Consider the following 20,026-nt stretch of genomic DNA (forward strand, 5'->3'; position numbering starts at 1 on the left):
GCGCAGGCTCAATGCGTTGCACAGCTGGACGCCCTTCAGTCAGCGTCCCGGTTTTGTCAAACACGACATGGGTCGCGCGATGCAGTGTCTCCAGCACGTGCGGACGCACGATCAGCACCCCCACGCCCAGCAATCGGTCGGTGGCCGCAGCCAGCGCGGAAGGCGTCGCCAGTGACAGCGCGCAGGGACAGGACACTACCAGCACCGCAATCGCCACCGGCCACGCGCGTGCTGCGTCATGCCACCACCAGAACGCAAAACTCGCCAGCGCAAACAGCAGCAGCGCTGACACGAACCAGGAAGCCGCGCGATCCGCCCACTGCGCAATGGCAGGCTTTGCGCTACCCGCCTGCTCGATCAGTTTGAGCAGCCCGGACAAGGTGCTCTCCCGCGCGGGACGCAGCACACGTAGCACGACAGGATTGCCCGCATTGACTGCACCACCGGGAATTTCCTCGCCCTCGCGCTTAGGCTGTGGCGCACTCTCGCCAGTCAGCAACGCCAAGTCGACTGAGGTCGCGCCTTCGACCAGCACACAGTCAGCCGGAATCGCCTCGCCTGCCCTGGCGAGCACGAAATCGCCGGCGTCCAGTGCGCCGGCAGGCACCACGCTGCATTCACGCGATGCGGGCCACTCGGCGAGACGCGACGCTGATTCGGGCAGGCCGTGCTGCATGCGCTCCAGCGCCACCGCTGCTTTGCGCCGCGCGAAAAGCTCCAGATAGCGGCTGCACAGCAGCAGGAAAATGAACATCGTGACCGAGTCGTAATACACCTCGCCCGTACCGCGCAATGTCGACACCGCACTGCCGATGAACGCGGCCAGAATGCCCAGCGCCACCGGCACGTCCATGCCCAGCACCCGCGCGCGCAAGCTGGCCAGCGCACCACGCAGGAAAGGTTGCGCCGAATAGACGATCGCAGGCAAAGTCAGAAGCAGGCTGGCCCAGCGCATCAGGCCCGCCATATCGGCATCCAGCGTGCCGTCCTGCGCCATATATTCTGGCGCCACGTACATCATCACCTGCATCATCGACAGCCCGGCCACGAACAGCTGCCGGCCTAATGTTTTGCTGGCCTTCTGTAACTGTGCGCTGTGGCGCGCGGCATCGTAGGGGTAGGCGCTGTAGCCGATGCTGCGCACTGCCTGCAGGATCTCGGCAGCGCTAGCCTTATCCTTATGCCAGCGCACGAACAGCCGCTCGGTCGCGACATTCAGGCTGGCCTGCTCCACGCCGTTCAGCTGGCGCAAGCGATGCTCGATCAGCCATACGCAAGCCGCGCAGCGAATGCCATCGACCAGTAGCGTCGCCTCGCAGGCATCACCATCGGACACGATGCGCGGATCATCATTGAACAGCTTCAGTTCCGGCGGCACATCGGCTTCGCCGGCGGCGGAAGCATAGCCGGTGCGTTCACGGTAATAGCTTGTCTGGCCGATATCGACAATCGTCTGCGCCACCGCCGCGCAGCCAGGGCAGCACATGGATTGCGCCGTGCCGTCGATCGTCACACGCCAGCTGGATGCGGCAGGAACAGGCAGGCCGCAGTGGAAACAATCACTCAGCTCAGGCATAAGGCATCAATCCAGCCATGCTGCACGCCGGTCGCGGCGCGCGCGAGGCCGAGCAAGGCAAAGCCCAGCACCAGCAGACCGCCCAGCACGCGCACCTGGCGGCGGCGCAGCCAATCGCGCAGGCGCGCGCCCAGCAATCCCATGGCCAGCAACATGGGCAGCGTGCCGAGGCCAAACGCCGCCATCACGGCGGCGCCATTCAACGCTGAACCTCCCAGTATTGCCGTCAGCAGCACACTGTACACCATGCCGCACGGGACCCAGCCCCAGGCTGCACCCAGCGCAAGCGCCTTTGGCAGCGTGTCCATTGGCACCAGCGGACGCAGGGCGGGCTGAATGTGCCGCCACAACACACCACCGGCAGCTTCGACACGCGCGAGGCCATGCCAGGCATCCATCAGGTAAAGGCCCAGCAAGGCTAACATCAGATTCATCATCCAGTAGGCGGCGGTCTGCCAGGCAGCCAGGTGGGCGAGCGCCGCCGCGCCATTTGCAAGTCCACCTGCCAGTGCGCCAGCCAGCGCATAGCTGGCGATGCGCCCCGTGTTGTAGGCCAGTACGCGTGGCAGGCCGCGCGCGGCGCCGGCGGGCGTGATGGGAATGACGCGGCCCGGCGCCATACTGAAAGCGCTGACGATCCCGCCGCACATGCCCGCGCAGTGCACGCTGCCCGCGAGCCCGACGACGAAGACCGGCAACAGGTTCATATCGTTCTCGAAAAGCGCAACGGCTGCTGCGTGGCACGGTTCAGGTGGCGGTCGAACACCATGCAGATATTGCGGATCAGCAGACGGCCCTTCGGCGTAACGGAAATCCAGTCATCTTCGATGGTCAGCAAACCATCTTCGGCGAACTCGTTCAGGCGCTCCAGCTCCTGGGCGAAATACTGCTTGAAGCGGATCGGATACGCCACTTCCAGTGCCGACATCGACAGTTCGAAATTACACATCAGCATCTGAATCACCAGGCGGCGCAGCAGATCGTCCGTATCCAGCGCATAGCCGCGCGAGATCGGCAGGCGGCCGGAATCCAGGCGCGCGTAGTATTCGTCCAGCGTTTTCTCGTTCTGGCTGTAGGTGCCGTTGACCGAGCTGATGGCCGACACGCCCAGCGCCACCAGGTCCGTTTCCGCATGGGTCGAATAACCCTGGAAATTCCGGTGCAGTCGGCCCTGGCGCTGTGCCACGGACAGGTCATCGTTCGGTTTGGCGAAATGGTCCATGCCGATGTAGATGTAACCGGCGTCAGTCAGGCGCTGGATGGCCAGCGCCAGCATTTCCAGCTTCGCTTCCGGCGATGGCAGCTCATTGTCCGCGATACGGCGCTGAGGCTTGAACAGATGCGGCATGTGCGCATAGTTGTACAACGCGATGCGGTCCGGATCAGCGGCGACCACCTGCGCCAGTGTGCGTTCCATCGATTCCATGCCTTGCTTCGGCAGGCCGTAGATCAGATCAATGCTGATGGAGCGGAAACCTGCGTCGCGCGCGGCCTGCATCACCGCCAGCGTCTCTTCCGCGGGCTGGATACGGTTGRCGGCCTTCTGCACCTCCGGATCGAAGTCCTGCACGCCGAGGCTGACGCGGTTGAAGCCTTGCGCGCGCAGCGAGAACACGCGCTCGCGGTCCACGGTACGCGGGTCGATTTCGATCGAGTATTCGCCTTCTTCATCCGGCGCAAAATCGAAGCACTCGCGCAGGTGCGCCATCAGCTCGGACATCTGCTCGTCGCTGAAATAGGTTGGCGTGCCGCCGCCGAAGTGCAACTGTTCGACGCGCTTCATGCCGTCGAACAGTTTGGCCTGCATTTCCGCTTCCTGCTTCAGGTAGTCCAGGTAGATCGCGGCTTTGCGGCGGTCTTTGGTCACGATCTTGTTGCAGGCGCAGTAGTAGCACACGGTGTCGCAGAACGGCACGTGCACATACAGCGACAGCGGACCGCGTCCGCCACGCAGGCGGCGCTCCGCCAGCGCTTCGAGGAAATTCCCGTAGCCGAAGTCCGCGTTGAAGCGGTCAGCCGTTGGATAAGAGGTGTAGCGCGGGCCGGAAATGCTTAGCTTGCTGATCAGGTCTGCATCGAATTGGACGTTCATGATTCTGTGCCGGTGGATATCAGGCGGAGGCCAGCTGCAGCACGGCCGGGCGTTTGCCGGCGCGCGAGCGGCTTGCTTTGCCGAACTTGAACAGGCTGACGGCTTGCGTCAGACCGAAAGCCTCTTCCGCCAGGCTGCTCGCTGCTGCGGCGGCTTCTTCGACCAGCGCAGCGTTTTGCTGTGTGACCTGGTCCATGTGGGCGATGGCTTGGTTGACCTGGTCCACGCCGATGCTTTGCTCGCGGGACGCGGTCGAGATTTCCTGCATGATTTCGGTGACACGCTTCACCGATGACACCACCTGCTCCATCGTCGTGCCGGCCCGCTGCGCGCGCTCCATGCCGTCGCTCACTTTGCCGACCGAGACTTCGATCAGCTGCTTGATGTCCTTGGCCGCGGCGGAGGAGCGCTGCGCCAGATGCCGCACTTCGCCTGCCACGACAGCGAAGCCGCGTCCCTGTTCGCCGGCCCGTGCTGCTTCGACGGCGGCATTCAGGGCCAGGATGTTGGTCTGGAAGGCGATGCCTTCGATCAGGGCGATGATGTCCACGATGCGCCGGGATGAGCTGTTGATTTCGTCCATGGTGGCGATGACGTCGGCCACGATGGTGCCGCCCTGTACTGCCACATCGGAGGCGGCCAGCGCCAGCATATTGGCCTGCTGCGAATTGTCCGCATTGGCTTTGACGGTGGACGAGAACTGCTCGATGCTTGATGCAGTCTCTTCCAGGCTGGCTGCCTGCGATTCGGTGCGGCCGGACAGGTCCTGGTTGCCGACGGCGATCTGGCGCGTGGCCACCGCCATGGTTTCCACGTTCACACGCACGTCGCGGATGGTGGCGATCAGATTGCTGTTCATTTGCTGCAGGGCGCGCAGCAGCTGGCCCACTTCGTCCGAGCTGTCGCTCTCGAAGGTGCCGGACAGGTCGCCCGCCGCGATCTGGCGGGCGCCATCCAGGGCGCGGCTCAATGGCTGCAGCATGCCGGCGCGCAGCGTATGCCACAGGAAGACATTGACCAGCAGGCCGATCGCCGTAGCGCCAAAGATGCCGAAGCGGACTGCCTCGCCGCCATCGCCGAACAGACTCGCGATGCACACGGCGGCCAGCAGCACGTTCGTCACGCTGGTGCAGGCCCAGATGCGCATGGCCAGCGAGACGTGGCTCAGACGCGCCAACCAACCGCCGACACCACGATGGATGACGTGGCCATGCCTGATCGTGATGCTCTGCGTGCCGTGTTCGCGGATTTCGCGGTAGGCTGCTTCAGCGGCGGCGACCTGCGAGCGCTCGGCCTTGGTGCGGACGGACATGTAACCGATGGTGCGGCCGTTCTCGCGGATCGGCGTGATATTGGCGCGCACCCAGTAGTAGCCGCCGTTCTTGCAGCGGTTCTTGACGATGCCGGTCCACGGCAGTCCGGCCTTAATGGAAGCCCACAGGTCTGTAAACGCTTCTTTCGGCATGTCCGGGTGGCGGACGATATTCTGTGGCGAGCCAATCAGCTCTTCGGACGTGAAGCCGCTGACTTGCTCGAAATAGGGATTGATGTAGGTGATGTTCCCGTCCAAGTCAGTTTTCGAGACGATGGCTTGATCCTCGTCCAGCTCAACTTCCTGATTCGTTACCGGTAAATTAACTCGCATGGCGCACTCCTGAGTTCACAGGAGTGCAGTCTAGGGATTTGGGGCCAAAAAATAATTGATCTGGGTCAAGTTTGGCCCAGAGCCGCGATATCCCGAACATTCTTCTGCACGGCTACCGCAGCGAACAGGCTTAGCACATAGGACATGCCGTAAAACCCCTTTTCCCTCGGCGCCATCCCGGCATTCCACAGCCCGGCGAGACAGGCGGCAATGTCGATCAGGTGCGCGGATTAGCCCTGGCGTTTGAGGCTGCGCAAGAGGCGGCTGCTGAGGGTGACGGCGGCGAGGACGAGGGCGCCGGCGACGACGCCGATGATGGCTTCCAGCGCGACGGACGCCAGGAAGGCGAGCACGGGGCCGATGCCGCCGACGCCACCTGCGGCTTCCGCTGCGTGCTCGGCGGCGTGGTGCAGCGCGGGAATGCCGTGGGAAAGAATGCTGCCGCCGACCGTGAACATGGCCAGCGTGCCGGCCACCGACAGGAATTTCATCAGCTTCGGCGCCGCCGCCAGCAGGAACCCGCCCAACTTGTGCACCGCGGCGCTGGCGCCCTTCAGGCGGCACAGGTACAGGCCTGCGTCGTCCATCTTCACGATACCCGCCACGATGCCATACACGCCGATGGTCATGATCACGGCCACGCCAGCCAGCACGGCCACCTGCTGGCCGAATGGCGCGCTGGCCACCGTGCCGAGGGCAATCACAATAATCTCCGCCGACAGAATGAAATCGGTGCGGATGGCGCCCTTGATTTTGTCCTTCTCAAGCGCCACCAGGTCGACTGTTTCATCGGCCACGGCGGCCGTCAGCTCGGCGTGATGCTGTTCGTCTTCCGCTTCGCTATGCAGGAATTTGTGTGCCAGCTTTTCGAAGCCTTCAAAGCACAGGTAGGCGCCGCCCAGCATCAGCAGCGGCGTAATCGCCCAGGGAGCAAAGGCGCTGATGGCCAGCGCCGCGGGAACCAGAATGGCCTTGTTCTTCAGCGAACCCACGCCCACCGCCATCACCACGGGCAACTCGCGATCGGCGCGCACGCCGGCTACCTGCTCGGCGTTCAGCGCCAGATCGTCGCCCAGTACACCTGCGGTCTTTTTGGCCGCGAGTTTGCTCATGGCGGCCACGTCGTCCAGGATGGTGGCGATATCGTCGATCAAGGCGAGCAGGCTGCTACCGGCCATTAGCAAACTCCTAAGAATGAAATCCCGACAATCTAACACGAGCGGTGAGGCAAGCTACAATGGAATTTTTGCCTGTCGGGAATTGCCATGAGCTTCGCCACCTGGATCACCTTTGTCATCGCCGCCGCCATCATTGCTGTGTCGCCGGGTTCCGGCGCGGTGCTGTCGATGTCGCATGGATTGTCCTATGGCGTGAAAAAGACCAGCGCCACCATTCTCGGCCTGCAAATAGGCCTGCTGCTGGTGCTGGCGATTGCCGGCGCGGGCGTCGGCTCGCTGCTGCTGGCATCGGAAGTGGCATTCAATGTGGTGAAGACGATTGGCGCGATCTACCTGATCTGGCTTGGCCTGTGCCAGTGGCGCGCCAAGGTGCAGATCGGCGACCGTGCGGGGGTGACCGTGCAATCGGTGCTGCCGTCCTTCCGCAAGCGTGTGCTGACTGGTTTTCTGACGAATGCTACCAACCCTAAAGGCATCATTTTCATGGTGGCCGTGCTGCCGCAGTTCATTTCCCAGAGCGCGCCCCTGCTGCCGCAACTGGGCATCCTGGCCGTGACCATGTGCGTTATCGACCTGACGGTGATGCATAGCTATGCTTTCCTGGCATCGTCGATGCAGCGTTTCTTCCGCGACGCCAGCGCGCTGAAAAAGCAGAATCGCGTGTTTGGCGGTTTGCTGATGCTGATCGGCTCCGCCCTGTTCTTCGTCAAACGCGGCGGGGCGCACGCTTAAAACCGCAAAGCCAAGCAGGTGGCTGCCACGCCGTGGCAGCCACCCGCCTCACGCCTTGGGTTTTCTTCGCTCCGGGTCCTTTGCAAACATTTGTAACGGACGTCGTCGAGTTACGTTTTCAAGCGTTAAATGAAAACAAAAACACTATCGGAGTGGAGACATGAAGCGCAAGATTGTGCATTTCCTGCTACTGGCGGCGCTGGTGGCAGTGTCGTCGCTGGCTTTGGCCGATCCGCCTACGCGCGTGGGACGCATGTCCGTGGTCGAAGGCCAGGTCACCCTGGACGCCAACGGCGACGAGCAAACCGGCAACCTGTTGAACTGGCCGGTCACCACGGGCAACCATGTCACCACCGCCCCAGGCGCGCGCGCGGAGTTCCGCATCGGCTCCTCGGCCGTGCGCGTGGACGGCGATTCCGACGTTGAAATCATCGCGCTGGACGAAGAGAGCATGCGTCTGCGCCTGAACTACGGCACGGCCAGTGTGCGCATTCGCGATGGCCAGGATCTGGGCGGCTTCGACCTGACCACGCCGCAAGCGCGCGTCGTCATGACCCAGCCCGGCACGGTGCGTGTCGATACCGAACGCGCGCCGGATACCACCGTAGTCTCCGTGCTGGCGGGCGCAGCGCAAGTGCAGTCGGGTAACGAAATGGTCACCGGCGGCAGCGGCAAGCGCATCGAAGTGCGCGGCGACGAGTTTTACACCAGCCTGGCGGTGCGCGACCGCTTCGACGACTGGGTGCAGACACGCGACCGCCGCGAGGAAGGCTTGCCTGCCACCCGCTACATTCCCACCGACGTCACCGGCTACGAAGAGTTGGACCAGTACGGCAGCTGGGCCGATAACAACGAATATGGCGCTCTGTGGACCCCACGCCTGGTGCCGGTGGGCTGGGCGCCATATCGCGATGGCCGCTGGGTGTGGGTTGATCCCTGGGGCTGGACCTGGGTCGATAACTCGCCCTGGGGTTATGCACCTTTCCACTACGGCCGCTGGGTCGTGGTGAATAACCGCTGGTGCTGGGCACCGGGCCGCTGGCAGGGCCGTCCTGTGTGGGCGCCGGCGCTGGTGGGCTGGGTTGGCGGTGCCAATTGGAGCGTGACTTTCGGTAGCCGCTCGGGTCCGGGCGTGGGCTGGTATCCGCTGACGCCGCGCGACCACTTCGTACCGTCTTACCGCGTGACCACCGTGTATGAAAACCGTGTGGCCTGGCGCCACCGCAGCGATGACCGCTGGCAGGAGCGCTGGGTCGACCGCAACCACGATGGACGCCGCGATGGTGTGACCGTGCTGCCGCGCGACCAGTTCGAACATCGCCGTTCAATCTCCGTGGCCAATGTGCCGCGCGGCCAGGTGACGCCGGCACAGATTCGCAATGTGCCGCAGGCTCCTGCACCAAGGCCGCAAATTACTGCGCCGGTGCGTCCGGGGAATGTCGCAGGGCGTCCGGACTGGCGCGAACGTGAGCGTGAGAACCAGCAGCGGGACAACCGGGGTGTGGAGAACCGCGGTGACCAGTGGCGCGACCGCATCCGCGCCGATAATCAGCAGCAGCGTAATGAGCAACAGCGCGAACAGCGCCAGGAGCGGGGCGCCGAGCAGCGCTTCGAGCAGCCGCGTAATGTGATCAGCACCAATCCGCAGGCAGGTATGAGGYAGGTGCCGGCGCCGCAGCCGCAGCAAGGCATCCTGAGYACGACGCCGCCGCCTGCCGCCCGCCAGCAAGCGGAAGAGCGTGACCGGATGGCACGCCAGCAGACTGAAGAACGCGATCGCAATACGCGTCAGCAGGCCGAGGAGCGTGACCGCAACGCGCGCCAGGCCGCGGACCGGGACCGCATGGCACGTCAGCAGACCGAGGAGCGCGATCGCAATGCGCGCCAGGCCGCGGATCGGGATCGCATGGCACGCCAGCAGGCCGACGAGCGCAACGCGCGCCAGCAAGCGGAAGAACGTAATGCCCGCCAGCAGGCCGAGGAACGCAACGCCCGCCARCAGCAGGAAATGCGCAATCGCGAGGAAATGCAGAATCGCGACCGCGAGCGCCGTGAAGCGCAGGCGCGTGAGATTCGCGAAGCGCGCGACAACCGTCCGCCGGTGCAGATCAGCCAGCCGCGTCCGGAGCCGCAACAAGCACCGCGCCAGGCAATGCCTGCACCGCAGCCGCAGCAAGCACATGAACAGCCGCAGCCGCGGCGCGAGGAGCGCCACGAACGCGGTGGCGATCGGGACGACAAGCGCGGACGCGAAAATTCGCGGTAACCGTTTAACCTCAAAAATCGGCGGACCAGCCGCCGATTCTTGCGCTTTGTCACAAAGCCGTAGCGAATGAAGGGTACATTTCTGTACCGTTTGATTCATCACCGCTTTGTCCCGACTAATTCCTGCAAATTAGTCTTTGGCCGGCTCCCTTAACAGGAGCTGGCCTTTTTTTATTTCTGCTCGYGCGCCCGCTGGCGGATGCGCTCGCGCCACTCGCCCAGCGCGGACAGCGCGCCGTGAAATTCCTTCTCGATCAGGTCGGCTTCAGCCTCGGTCACCTTGCCGTCCAGCAGTGCGTCGGAAACCGCCTCCGCCACCGCACCCACCTGCGCCATGACGCGGCAGACGGTCTGCGAGAGGTCATCGCTGCCCACTTCATCCGGCACCGGCACCACGAAAGCCGCCATGCCGTGGCGGTTCAGCAGCGCATGCAGCGGCAGCATCGCATCCGGCACGCCGGCGGAACGGCAGTGCTCCAGGATGGCCGACACCTCCTCAAAGGACGGGTAGTGCGAGGCGATGCTCGGTGCCAGCTTGTTGCGCAGCACGTTCACGGAGATGCCCATGCATTGCGCCAGCGCGTCCAGCCCGCCCGGATAACCGCGGGCGACCTTGTACAGCGCATCGTGTTGATTCATGTCTAAGTACTTGCGAGTCATGGTGAAGCGGACCTTTTATTACCGATGATTTTATGTTGTGCGAACGATAAGCTGACCTTCATCGCAAGCTTTTCTTATTAACCGACAACGGTGAAAGACCATGATTAAGCGTCTTCGCAATGCCCTGGTACTCGCGCTGCTCCTGCCTTTGGCCACGATGTCCGTGGCCGATGCGCGTCCCGGCGGCTCGTCGTTCCGAGGCGGATTTTCGTCGCAAAAGAGCGCGGCGGCAAGAAGTTCCGCAGCGCCCAAGCAGCCCTCATTCGGCAGCTTCGGTTCGCGCAAGCCGGATGCAGCGCCCGCCAGCAAGCAGGATAGCGTACGCGGCAGCTCGGCCGCCTCGCGTGACCTGGACCAGCGCGCCTCGCAGGACCGCGCACTGCGCAACTGGGACTCGCGTAACAGCTCGACTGCTTCGTCCGGCAGTAACGGCTCCGGCGCGGCTGGCTCCAGCGCGGCCAACCATGGCACTACCGCGCTGCCACCGCTGAATCCGGTGCAGCCCGGCGGCAGCAGTTACAGCGGCTACGGCCAGGCTGGCGCACCAATGTCGCCCGCGCCGGTCGTGATCCGCGAGCGTAGCGGCAGCAGCCCGTGGCTGTGGGGGCTGGGCGGCTACCTGCTGGGCAGCCATGCGCTGTCGCGCGCTCAGACCGTGCCTGCTCCTGCGCCGTCGTCCGCGCCAAGCACGACCACGATCTCGACGGATGACGCCGCCACCGGTGCCGTAAGCAATGACGCCGCCGGTGGCGTCGCCCAGTCGCTGCCGAGCACGGCTCCGGCAGCCAAGCAGGAGCGCAGCACGATTCGTACGCTGACCTGGGCGCTGCTGATCTTCGGCTTCGCCTGGTTGCTGTGGATTGGCTGGCGCCGCAACAAGTCGGCGAAAAAGAACGCTAACTATTCGTTTGAAAGGAACTGAGTCATGGGCTGGAAAGATGCAATCGGCTATCTGCGCAGCAATGTTCGCCGCGATACGGAGACCGAACAGCAAGACCTTGGCCTGCCGATGCAAGCCCGTATCGGCAGTCTGGTCAGCCTGCAACTGTCGCCGCTGCTGCGTGCCAATACGTCCGGTTCGCTGATCGCGCTGCCGGACGAAGCGGACACCCGCATCGTGGCCATTTCGCAGATGAAGCTGACCATGTCCGGCCGTCTCTACCGCTACTACCTGGCGACCGGCGACAACGAAGGTGAGGAAAAGTTCCTGCAGCTTTACGCGGATTCCCAGGGCGAAGTGAAGGAAATTCTGTATTGCAGCGGTCTGGTGCGCGTCGTGCCGGAGTCTATCGCCGACCAGGACGCCTACACGGGCGCCAACGGCAGCGGACTCGGCGATCGCAATTACTCGGTCTGGCGCGAGCAGCTGCGGGAAGTCGGGCTGGAAGAGTCTGCGCTGGAACTGGTGTTTGGCAGCGAAGAAGCCATCGATTACCAGCGCGACGCCGGCGATGCCAATGAAGTTTTCGTGCCGCCCTACACCGGCACTGAAACCCGCCTGGACGACGCGCAGGGCATGARCGGCCTGAAGCAGCATCTTTACTACATGCCCTATGTGCGTGAGCTGCGCGACGGCGGCAAGGAGTATTTGCTGGTCACGACGGAAATTGTCCAGAGCGTGAACGGCGATGCAAGAAAACGAGGTATTCACGTCGATTTCGTCGTTGGAATACCTGTTGAGCAGGAACGGCTGGTCATTCAATGACCGCCGCACATCATCCACCACTGAAAGGAAAGCAAATGAGCAACTCGAATGGCTGGGCACTGACCGCACGACTGATCTCCAAGCATTTCGGCGCGCTGGGCGACCGCGTGTCCGAGGCCATTGCCAGCTTTGATCCGGAAACCGCGACCGAGGCCGATCGCGACCGTCTTGCCGACACCTTGCGTAGCGCCGCGCAGAAACTGGCCTCCGCCCGCGCTTCCTTCGACAAGGAGCGCAAGGATGTGATCCGCCTGCGCGAACTGATCGCCACCGACGAAAAAGCTGCCGGAACCTTGGGCGAGCGTCTGGCGGCCGGCCAGATCTCGGAAGCGACCATCAACCTGTTCTGCGACGAGCTGGAAGCCAACAAGAACCGCCTGCCGCAGGAAATCCAGGAGGAAGCCGATGCCCAGGCCTACATGGACGAGCTGCAAAAGATCGTCGATGCGCTGTCTCAGCAGTTGGCCGACTTCGACGCAGCTGCCAAAAAGGCGATGCAAGCCCTGGCTTCCGCCAGAGCGCAGCGCGATCTGCAATCCGTACGCGCCGAGCGCCAGGAGCAGTTGTCCAGTCTGGCCGGCATGCGCGGCAACACCAGCGCCTTGAACGCGCTGACCAAGCGTGCGCAGCAGATCTCGAACGAGGCCGAGGGCATGAAAATCGTGTCCGACATCGGCCAGCGCCCTTACGACCAGGCGGCCGAGATTGATGCCATCCGCAAGTCGGTGACCCAGCCGGGCGCCGGCAGCGAGTCCGCTCTGGAGCGGCTGAAGCGGCTGTCGGCTAACGCCGCGTAAGAAATGCGCAGCGGCGGATCAATGATCCGCCCTACGCTAAAATAGAGGCTGGCGCGTGCTGTGCGCGCCAGCCTTTATTTTTGGAAAGAATATGAAAGCGATCCCACCTGAAGAGTCCCTCATCGAGTACCCGAGCGACTTCCCGATCAAGGTGATGGGCCCGACTCACGACGCCTTTGCCCCCACCATCCTGGAAGTGGTGCTCAAGCATGACCCGACCTGCCACGAAGGCAAGATCGAAGCCCGCCCGTCCGCCAAGGGCAATTTCACCGGTCTGACCGTGACCGTGCGCGCTATCAGCCGCGAGCAGCTCGACGCACTCTACACCGAGCTGTCCGGCCACCCGATGGTGAAAATCGTCATGTAATCAGGGCTGGGCTTTCGCGATTTCGGCTTTCAGCCAGTCGCGGAAGGCCCGCACCTGAGGCTTGCCGTAGGCGCCCTGCGGACTGACGAGGTAATAGTTCTCCGGACAGGGTGCCGTAATATCAAACAGCCGGATCAGCTGTCCGGACGCGATCTCCTGCATCGCCACCACATGGCGCACCAGCGCCACCCCATCGCCGTCCACGGCTGAGCGGATCAGCATCGACAAATCCTCGTACAGCACGCCGCCGGATGGCTCCGCCAGCGGTAGTTTGGCCGCCTTGAACCAGGGCATCCAGGGTTCATCCGAGCGCAGCAGAACGGCGTTCGCCAGATCGCGTGGCTCGACAGGTAGCGATCCATGACGATAGTGTGGGCTCACTACGGGATAGTAGATCTCGCCCATCAAGCGCTCGGAAACCAGGCCCGGATAGCGTCCCTGACCGAAGCGGATGCCGACGTCGATGCCTTCCCGCACCAGATCCTGCAACTGGCTGCTGGCCTGCAAACTGACTTCGATATCCGGATGCTGCTCGATAAAAGCGCCCAGCCGCGGCGCCAGCCAGCGCGCCGCAAACGACGGAATGGACGTGACGGTCAGGCGCTGGATACTGTTTTCCGCCGGCCGCAGCGTTTCGGCGGCGCGGGCGATGTCATCCACCGCGCGGGCGATCGCCTCGGCGAAGCGCTTGCCGTCCGGTGTCACGCGCACTTGGCGGCCATTGCGGATGAAGAGTACGACGCCGAGTTCCTCCTCCAGCGCACGCACCTGGTGGCTGATCGCGCCGTGGGTCAGGCACAGCTCCTCCGCCGCGCGCGAAAAATTCTCATGCCGTGCTGCCGCCTCGAAGGCGCGCAGGGCGGAGAAATTCGGCAGGCGCGGCAGCTCGCTCATGTGTGAGAAAAATTAACAAGGACAACGAAAATATATCGTTTTGGCATGCACTGCTCAAGGCCTACCATGTGAATAAATCTACACTAGCCGGAGCCAGCCGTGAGCCTCAAACTGTATGTCGATAGCGAATTCACCAGTCCTTACGCGATCTCCGCCTTCGTCGCCTTGCGCGAAAAAGGTCTGGATTTCGAACTGGAGACGGTGGACCTGACCACCGGACAGAACAAGGAGCTGGCATATACCGGCAAGGCGCTGACCGGCCGCGTCCCCTGCCTGGTGCACAACGAGTTCATGCTGACCGAGTCCAGCGCCATCGACGAATACCTGGACGAGATGTTCCCGGCGCCTGAATACAAGGCCCTGTACCCGGTTTTACCTCAGAAGCGCGCCATCGCCCGCCAGATCCAGGCCTGGATTCGCAGCGATTTGCAGGCATTGCGCGAAGAACGCAGCACTTACACGGTGTTTTACCGCCGTGCGGAGAAACCGCTTTCCAGCGAGGCGCAGGCGGCAGCGGACAAGCTGATCCGCCTGGCCGAGCAGGTGATCGACGGCCAGTACCTGTTCGGGCGCTGGTGTATCGCCGATATGGACCTGGCCATCATGCTCAGCCGCCTGGTCATGAATGGCGACCCGGTGCCGCAAAAGCTGAAGGATTACGTTGCCACCCAGTGGCAGCGGGATTCCCTGCAAGATTGGCTAAAGTACATCAACCTGCAGCCGGCTTGATAACAACCCCAAATCAAACCCAGGTGGCAGGCACGCCGTGCCTGCCACCAGTTTCTGCCTTGGGTTCAAGGAAACTGCTCAGTCATTAAGCAGAGGCAGGGCGCGCCAAGTATAATGGCGGGGCGTTTTCAACAACGAAATGTCCCGATGTCGATTCAGCCGGCGGTGATCCGCCACCTCGGCCACGCCGAATACGAGCCCACCTTCGCCGCCATGCGCGCCTTCACGGACGCGCGCCAGGCCGATACGCCCGACGAACTCTGGATCGTCGAGCACCCGCCCGTGTTCACGCTTGGCCTGGGCGCCGACAAGGGCCACCTGCTGGCTGGCGCTGCCCAGATTCCCACGGTGCAGACCGACCGCGGCGGCGAAGTGACCTATCACGGCCCTGGCCAGGTGGTGATTTACCTGATGATGGACCTGCGCCGCAACAAGCCGGGCGGCAAGCTGTTTGCCCGCCAGTTTGTGCACAAAATCGAGCAGGCGATTATCAATGTGCTGGCAGCGTATAATCTTGCCGGCGAGCGCATCGAAGGCGCGCCAGGCATCTACATCGCCGAGGGACCCAAAAAAGGCGCGAAAATCGCCGCCCTGGGCCTGAAGGTACGCGGCAATGGCTGCACCTACCACGGCGTTTCGCTGAATGTGGGGATGGACCTGTCCCCCTTCACCTGGATCAATCCCTGCGGTTATGCCGGCCTGGAAACGGTCGACATGCGCACGATGGGCGTGGAAGCGCCCCTGGCCGACGTGCAGGACGCGCTGGCCCAAGAGCTGGTGCGGCTGTTGGATGTCGCCGAAACTGAAACTACCTGAGAAGCAGCTATGACCTACAACCCAAGTGACAAGCAAAAAGGCGCCGACAAAACTTCGCGCATTCCCATCAAGATCATCCCGATCGAGCCGGTGGAGCGCCTGAAGAAGCCTGACTGGATTCGCGTTAAAGCTGCTTCCCAATCCTCGCGCTTCTTCGAGATCAAGGACATCCTGCGCGAAAACAAGCTGGTCACCGTGTGCGAAGAGGCAAGCTGCCCGAATATCGGCGAATGCTTCGGCAAGGGCACCGCGACCTTCATGATCATGGGCGACAAGTGCACSCGCCGCTGCCCGTTCTGCGACGTGGGCCACGGCCGTCCTGATCCGCTGGACGTGAATGAGCCGCAGAATCTGGCCAACACCATCGCCAAGCTGCGACTGAGCTACGTCGTGATTACTTCCGTTGACCGCGACGACCTGCGCGACGGCGGCGCCGGCCACTTCGTCGAGTGCATCACCAAGACCAAGGAACTGTCGCCGAAGACCCAGATCGAAGTGCTGGTGCCGGACTTCCGCGGCCGCCTGGAAAAAGCCCTGAACATCTTCGCCGACGGCCTGCCGGACGTGATGAACCACAACCTGGAAACCGTGCCGCGCCTGTACAAGGAAGCGCGTCCGGGTGCGGACTACCTGCACTCGCTGAAGCTGCTCAAGGACTTCAAGGCCATGTACCCGCACGTGAAGACCAAGTCCGGCCTGATGGTTGGCCTGGGCGAGACCGACGAAGAGATCCTGCAAGTGATGCGCGACATGCGCGAGCACGACATCGACATGCTGACCATCGGCCAGTACCTCGCACCGTCCAACAGCCACCTGCCGGTGCGCCGCTACGTGCACCCGGACGTGTTCAAGATGTTCGAAGAAGAAGCGTATAAAATGGGCTTCGCCCACGCCGCCGTCGGCGCCATGGTCCGCTCCTCCTACCACGCCGACGAGCAAGCCCACGGCTTGCTCGAACAAGCGTAATTTGACCTGCCTCACCCAGGGCCGCTTTTCTTGCGGCCCTGGCGTTGTCCTACCTCAAAATCCCCCCCCGCAGCTTAGACCGATACTGACCTTCCCAACTTTGTTGCGGAAGGAACGCATGATTGACGTCGATAAGTTCGCCAACGAGCTGCGGGCAAAGCGCAGGCGGCATCAGCAAAGGCCGATGCGCGAAGTTCATAGGCATTGCACTAGTCGCCGCTGGTGTACATACCCGCATGCACCTCGGTGAAGCCAGGAGTTGTGGACTTCTCATCTTCCAGCCAGCGAAGCATGGCAATCCTGCCGGACATATCCAGGGTTATGACGGCGTGCGCAGATGAGTCTGCGCCGCGGTTTTTACGCGAGCCGTTGTCAGGTCCGCGGTACGACAGTGCTGATGCGCTCGCTCGCGATCATGCCGATCGCCTCGTCCGGACATTTGGAGGCGAAAAAAAATTGCAGAAAAAACTGCGACAGCAGCATATCGTAGCCCGCAAGCTGCCCTCGGCACTAAGGCTGGTTTATTCGCCCATTCTTCACAACGCGACCGATAAAAATGCCGCCAATGCCCCAGCAGGCCGCGATCGGTAAAGCGGGTACTAGCCAGAAGACCCACTCGGCCGCCCCTGCCGCGTCGGCCGTATTGGCGCTCAGCATGGCAAGCAATCCGGGAGAAACAATGAGCAGCCATCCTCCAAGGCAACCCAGGGGATAACTTATCCAACGGTGCTTGATAAAGTATCCCGCGGCTATTCCGACGAGGAACGACAATAGATAGATGTGCCACAGACTCAGGTGCATGCGTGCCCTCCCATCGGGCCAGTTTACCAAAGGCCGGGATTGACAGAACTTGCAAATGAGAAGTATTATCATTCTCATTTGTTGTCAAGTTTGCGCCTAATCATGTCCCGTTCACGTTCCGCAGCTTCCGTCCTCCCGTTCAAACCATCCCTGATCGCCGCAGCAGTGGTGCTACTGGCCGCGCCGGCCGTGTACGCGCAGCAGGCTGAGGAGGCGCCGATGGAGTCGATTACGATCACCGGCAGCTGGCTCGGTTCGGGCTTGCAGAACAGCGTGAAGAGCTTCCCTGGCGCGCGCACGGTGCTGCAGAAGGAAGACATCGATAACTCCGGCGCCTCGACCATTGGCGACGTGCTGCGCCGTATTCCCGGCGTGCAGGCGACGGAAAACTCGGGCACCGCCGGCAGCGCGATTTCGCTGAACATCGGCGTGCGCGGTCTGACGGGACGCTACTCGCCGCGCTCGACTGTGCTGCTGGACGGCATTCCGCTGGCAGTGGCGCCTTACGGCCAGCCGCAGCTGTCCTTCGCGCCGGTCAGCCTGAACAATATCGAATCCGTGGATGTGGTGCGCGGCGGCGGCGCAGTGCGCTACGGCCCGCAGAACGTGGGCGGCATCATCAACTTCCGCAGCCGTTCCATTCCGGACGCGCCGGGCGTCGTCGGTGAAGCGACGGTGCGCTATGGCGACTTCAGCCAGGGCGGCCACAACACCCAGTACAGCGCCTTCCTGGCGGACCAGCTGGACAACGGCCTTGGCGTCGCCCTGATGTATTCCGGCATGAGCGGCGGCGAATGGCGTGTTGGCACCGATGAGAAGGTGAACGACTTCGCCTTCAAGTGGCGCTACAAGATCGACCAGCACAGCCAGGTGTACGGCAAGCTGAGCTACTACGATGTGAAGTCCTTTACGCCGGGCGGTCTGACGGTGGCGCAATACAACGCCGATCCATTCCAGAACACCCGTCCTACCGACTTCTGGAACGGCGACCGCAAGGGCGCCGACGTTGGCTATCWGAACACCATCTCGGCCACCCAGGAATTCGAGGTCAAGGCGTACTACAACGAGAGTTTCCGCCAGAGCTCCCTGATCAATGCGGCGAAAACCCAGATCACTGTGCAGCCGCGTAACTACCAGGTGCTCGGCATCGAACCGCGCTATACCCAGCGCTTCGCCACCGGCAACCTGACGCACGATGTGACCGCCGGCTACCGATTCCTGCGCGAGCGCGGCGACGACAATACCTTCATTCACACCGTAGCGGCCGATAAGGATGGTGCAACGACCTCCTTCGATAACAGCACCGACGCCCATTCCTTCTACGTGGACGATCGCATCGCCTACGGCAAGTGGCGCATCACGCCGGGCGTGCGTTTCGAGCGCATCAGCTCCGACCGCCTGGACGTGAGCGCCAAGTCCACCTTCAGCACGGACAACAACAAGGCGCTGCCATCGCTGAACATCGCTTACCTGGTCAACCCGGCGCTGACCGTGTTCACCAACTACACCACCTCGTTTGGTCCGGTGCAGAACATCCAGCTGAACTCTCAGACGGCGGCCAATCCGCTCAAGCCTGAGCTGGCCCGCACCTACGAAATCGGCGGCCGCTGGAAGAATGGCCAGATCAGCGCTGAGCTGACCGCCTTCCGCCTGAAGTTCGACAACCAGATTCTGCAGGTGACGGGCTCCAATCCGGCCGTATTCCAGAATATCGGCGCCACCAAGCACGATGGCGTGGAATCGGCGATCGACTACAGCTTTGATGAAGCGAGCGTGCTGGCGGGCCTGAACGTGTTCGCGAACTACACCTGGACCAAGGCGATCCAGGAGTCCGGCACCACGGCCGGTCTGGACGTGCCGTTCTACTCGCGTAATACGGACACCATCGGCGCGCRCTATGCCATCGGCGACTGGACGCTGAACCTGTCCAGCACCCACCAGAGCAAGCAGTATTCGGATCTGACCAATACCGTGACCGAAGCCGCCAACGCGGCGGCAGGCGTGATCCCTGGCTTCCGTCTGTGGAACGCACAAGTGAACTGGAAGATGCCGCGCATGTCGGGCTACGAAGTAATGCTTGGCGTCAATAATCTGGCGGACAAGCGCTATTTCACCCGTAACGTGGACGGCAATGCGGGACGCATGGTAGGTGCGCCACGCACAGCCTATGTGCAGCTGCGCGTGGCGTATTGATTGATTACTGGCGCTGCTCGCCGTAGCACAGGTCGTACAGTTCGGTACGCAGCGCAGTAAATTCAGGATTGATCTTCAGGTCGCTCATCGAGCCGGCGCCGCCGAAGTAGTGCAGAATCTCGCCTTTTGCCGCCGAGCAATCCATCACGCTGAGTGCGCGGGCGCGGCCAAGCAGGCGCGCCCAGTCGGTCTGGCGGTTGTTTTCGAGTAGGTCTTCCATGCGCTGCACGATGCTGGACAGCTGCTCTTTCTCGTTCATAGGTTGTTCTCCGTCAAGGCCCGCGCAGGGCCAAAAGTTGCGTGAATTCACCTTGTGAGCTTTGCCTGTCCGGGCCTTCCATCCTTGTGAGACGAAAGGCATGCGGCATTGCGCTAGTCTACCTTGTTTCGGCCGCGGCTTCCTCCACAAAATGAAAAGGTTGATATCATTCAACCTTTAGAAGGAGCAGCGCATGAATCCGGATTTCACCGCAGAGTACGCCAACAAATTCGCCAAGGGCACTCTGCCCGATCACCTCAACATCCGCATCACTGAAGTCGGCGAAGGACTCTGCACAGCGGACATGGAAATCTCCAGGTTCCACCTCGCTCCCAACGGTTTCCTGCACGC

At 62.5% G+C, this 20,026-nt stretch carries 19 protein-coding genes and 1 pseudogene; 11 read left to right on the forward strand and 9 right to left on the reverse strand.

From position 1 onward, the window contains the following. The 6 genes and pseudogenes from AB4Z11_RS02700 to AB4Z11_RS02725 form a co-directional block, all read right to left on the reverse strand. On the reverse strand, positions 1-1,576 hold a 1,576-nt coding region (locus AB4Z11_RS02700), incomplete at its 3' end, for a heavy metal translocating P-type ATPase (protein WP_442022664.1). Beyond that, positions 1,564-2,283, reverse strand: a complete 720-nt coding sequence (locus AB4Z11_RS02705) for a sulfite exporter TauE/SafE family protein (RefSeq protein ID WP_442022665.1) — start codon at positions 2,281-2,283, stop codon at positions 1,564-1,566. The genes AB4Z11_RS02700 and AB4Z11_RS02705, both read right to left, overlap by 13 nt. After that, positions 2,280-3,668 (reverse strand): oxygen-independent coproporphyrinogen III oxidase, encoded by a 1,389-nt coding sequence (gene hemN, locus AB4Z11_RS02710; RefSeq protein WP_442022666.1) that lies wholly within the window; start codon positions 3,666-3,668, stop codon positions 2,280-2,282. The genes AB4Z11_RS02705 and hemN overlap by 4 nt, the downstream gene beginning before the upstream one ends. A 19-nt stretch (positions 3,669-3,687) precedes the next feature. Continuing rightward, positions 3,688-5,313, reverse strand: coding sequence for a methyl-accepting chemotaxis protein (locus AB4Z11_RS02715; protein WP_442022667.1), 1,626 nt, complete (start codon positions 5,311-5,313; stop codon positions 3,688-3,690). A 65-nt stretch (positions 5,314-5,378) separates the two neighbouring features. After that, positions 5,379-5,513, reverse strand: a pseudogene (locus tag AB4Z11_RS02720) (YiaA/YiaB family inner membrane protein); the annotation flags it as partial. Between the two features lie 30 nt (positions 5,514-5,543). Beyond that, positions 5,544-6,491 carry a DUF808 domain-containing protein gene (locus AB4Z11_RS02725; RefSeq protein ID WP_442022668.1) on the reverse strand — a complete coding sequence of 316 codons (948 nt, stop codon included), beginning with the start codon at positions 6,489-6,491 and terminating at the stop codon, positions 5,544-5,546. 87 nt (positions 6,492-6,578) lie between these two features. Here AB4Z11_RS02725 and AB4Z11_RS02730 point away from each other — a divergent pair, with 87 nt between their 5' ends. Both AB4Z11_RS02730 and AB4Z11_RS02735 read left to right on the forward strand, forming a co-directional pair. Next, entirely contained in the window at positions 6,579-7,223 is a 645-nt protein-coding gene (locus tag AB4Z11_RS02730; RefSeq protein WP_442022669.1) for a LysE family transporter, read from the forward strand. Between the two features lie 160 nt (positions 7,224-7,383). Further along, positions 7,384-9,489, forward strand: coding sequence for a DUF6600 domain-containing protein (locus AB4Z11_RS02735; RefSeq protein WP_442022670.1), 2,106 nt, complete (start codon positions 7,384-7,386; stop codon positions 9,487-9,489). Between the two features lie 170 nt (positions 9,490-9,659). Here the strand turns inward: AB4Z11_RS02735 and AB4Z11_RS02740 are convergent, their stop codons facing one another. Then, positions 9,660-10,127: a phage regulatory CII family protein gene (locus AB4Z11_RS02740; RefSeq protein WP_442022671.1), complete on the reverse strand. Its 468-nt coding sequence runs from the start codon at positions 10,125-10,127 to the stop codon at positions 9,660-9,662. Positions 10,128-10,248: 121 nt separating this feature from the next. On the opposite strand from AB4Z11_RS02740, the gene AB4Z11_RS02745 reads away from it, so the two are divergent. The 4 genes from AB4Z11_RS02745 (at position 10,249) to AB4Z11_RS02760 (ending at position 13,017) form a co-directional block, all read left to right on the forward strand. After that, positions 10,249-11,070, forward strand: coding sequence for a hypothetical protein (locus AB4Z11_RS02745; RefSeq protein ID WP_442022672.1), 822 nt, complete (start codon positions 10,249-10,251; stop codon positions 11,068-11,070). A gap of 3 nt (positions 11,071-11,073) precedes the next feature. Beyond that, entirely contained in the window at positions 11,074-11,853 is a 780-nt protein-coding gene (locus tag AB4Z11_RS02750; RefSeq protein ID WP_442022673.1) for a DUF2491 family protein, read from the forward strand. Between the two features lie 35 nt (positions 11,854-11,888). Continuing rightward, positions 11,889-12,650, forward strand: coding sequence for a hypothetical protein (locus AB4Z11_RS02755; RefSeq protein WP_442022674.1), 762 nt, complete (start codon positions 11,889-11,891; stop codon positions 12,648-12,650). 91 nt (positions 12,651-12,741) lie between these two features. After that, positions 12,742-13,017 carry a DUF493 family protein gene (locus AB4Z11_RS02760; protein WP_442022675.1) on the forward strand — a complete coding sequence of 92 codons (276 nt, stop codon included), beginning with the start codon at positions 12,742-12,744 and terminating at the stop codon, positions 13,015-13,017. Here AB4Z11_RS02760 and gcvA read toward each other — a convergent pair whose 3' ends face one another. Next, the gene (gene gcvA / locus AB4Z11_RS02765) at positions 13,018-13,911 is read right to left on the reverse strand and encodes a transcriptional regulator GcvA (RefSeq protein ID WP_442022676.1); all 894 of its coding nucleotides are present in this window, start codon (positions 13,909-13,911) and stop codon (positions 13,018-13,020) included. 99 nt (positions 13,912-14,010) lie between these two features. On the opposite strand from gcvA, the gene yfcF reads away from it, so the two are divergent. From yfcF to AB4Z11_RS02790, 5 genes are all read left to right on the forward strand, one after another. Continuing rightward, positions 14,011-14,640 carry a glutathione transferase gene (yfcF, locus tag AB4Z11_RS02770; protein WP_442022677.1) on the forward strand — a complete coding sequence of 210 codons (630 nt, stop codon included), beginning with the start codon at positions 14,011-14,013 and terminating at the stop codon, positions 14,638-14,640. A gap of 147 nt (positions 14,641-14,787) precedes the next feature. Next, positions 14,788-15,456, forward strand: coding sequence for a lipoyl(octanoyl) transferase LipB (lipB, locus tag AB4Z11_RS02775; protein ID WP_442022678.1), 669 nt, complete (start codon positions 14,788-14,790; stop codon positions 15,454-15,456). Between the two features lie 9 nt (positions 15,457-15,465). Further along, positions 15,466-16,422 (forward strand): lipoyl synthase, encoded by a 957-nt coding sequence (gene lipA / locus AB4Z11_RS02780; RefSeq protein WP_442022679.1) that lies wholly within the window; start codon positions 15,466-15,468, stop codon positions 16,420-16,422. A gap of 291 nt (positions 16,423-16,713) precedes the next feature. Further along, positions 16,714-17,013, forward strand: coding sequence for a hypothetical protein (locus AB4Z11_RS02785; protein ID WP_442022680.1), 300 nt, complete (start codon positions 16,714-16,716; stop codon positions 17,011-17,013). Positions 17,014-17,325: 312 nt separating this feature from the next. After that, entirely contained in the window at positions 17,326-19,416 is a 2,091-nt protein-coding gene (locus AB4Z11_RS02790; RefSeq protein WP_442022681.1) for a TonB-dependent receptor family protein, read from the forward strand. 4 nt (positions 19,417-19,420) lie between these two features. On the opposite strand, the gene AB4Z11_RS02795 is transcribed toward AB4Z11_RS02790, so the two are convergent. Beyond that, positions 19,421-19,675, reverse strand: coding sequence for a DUF6966 domain-containing protein (locus tag AB4Z11_RS02795; RefSeq protein ID WP_442022682.1), 255 nt, complete (start codon positions 19,673-19,675; stop codon positions 19,421-19,423). Positions 19,676-20,026: the final 351 nt, after the last annotated feature.

Origin of the sequence: Pseudoduganella sp. RAF53_2 (assembly GCF_052113985.1) — a bacterium.
Lineage (GTDB): Bacteria > Pseudomonadota > Gammaproteobacteria > Burkholderiales > Burkholderiaceae_D > Rugamonas.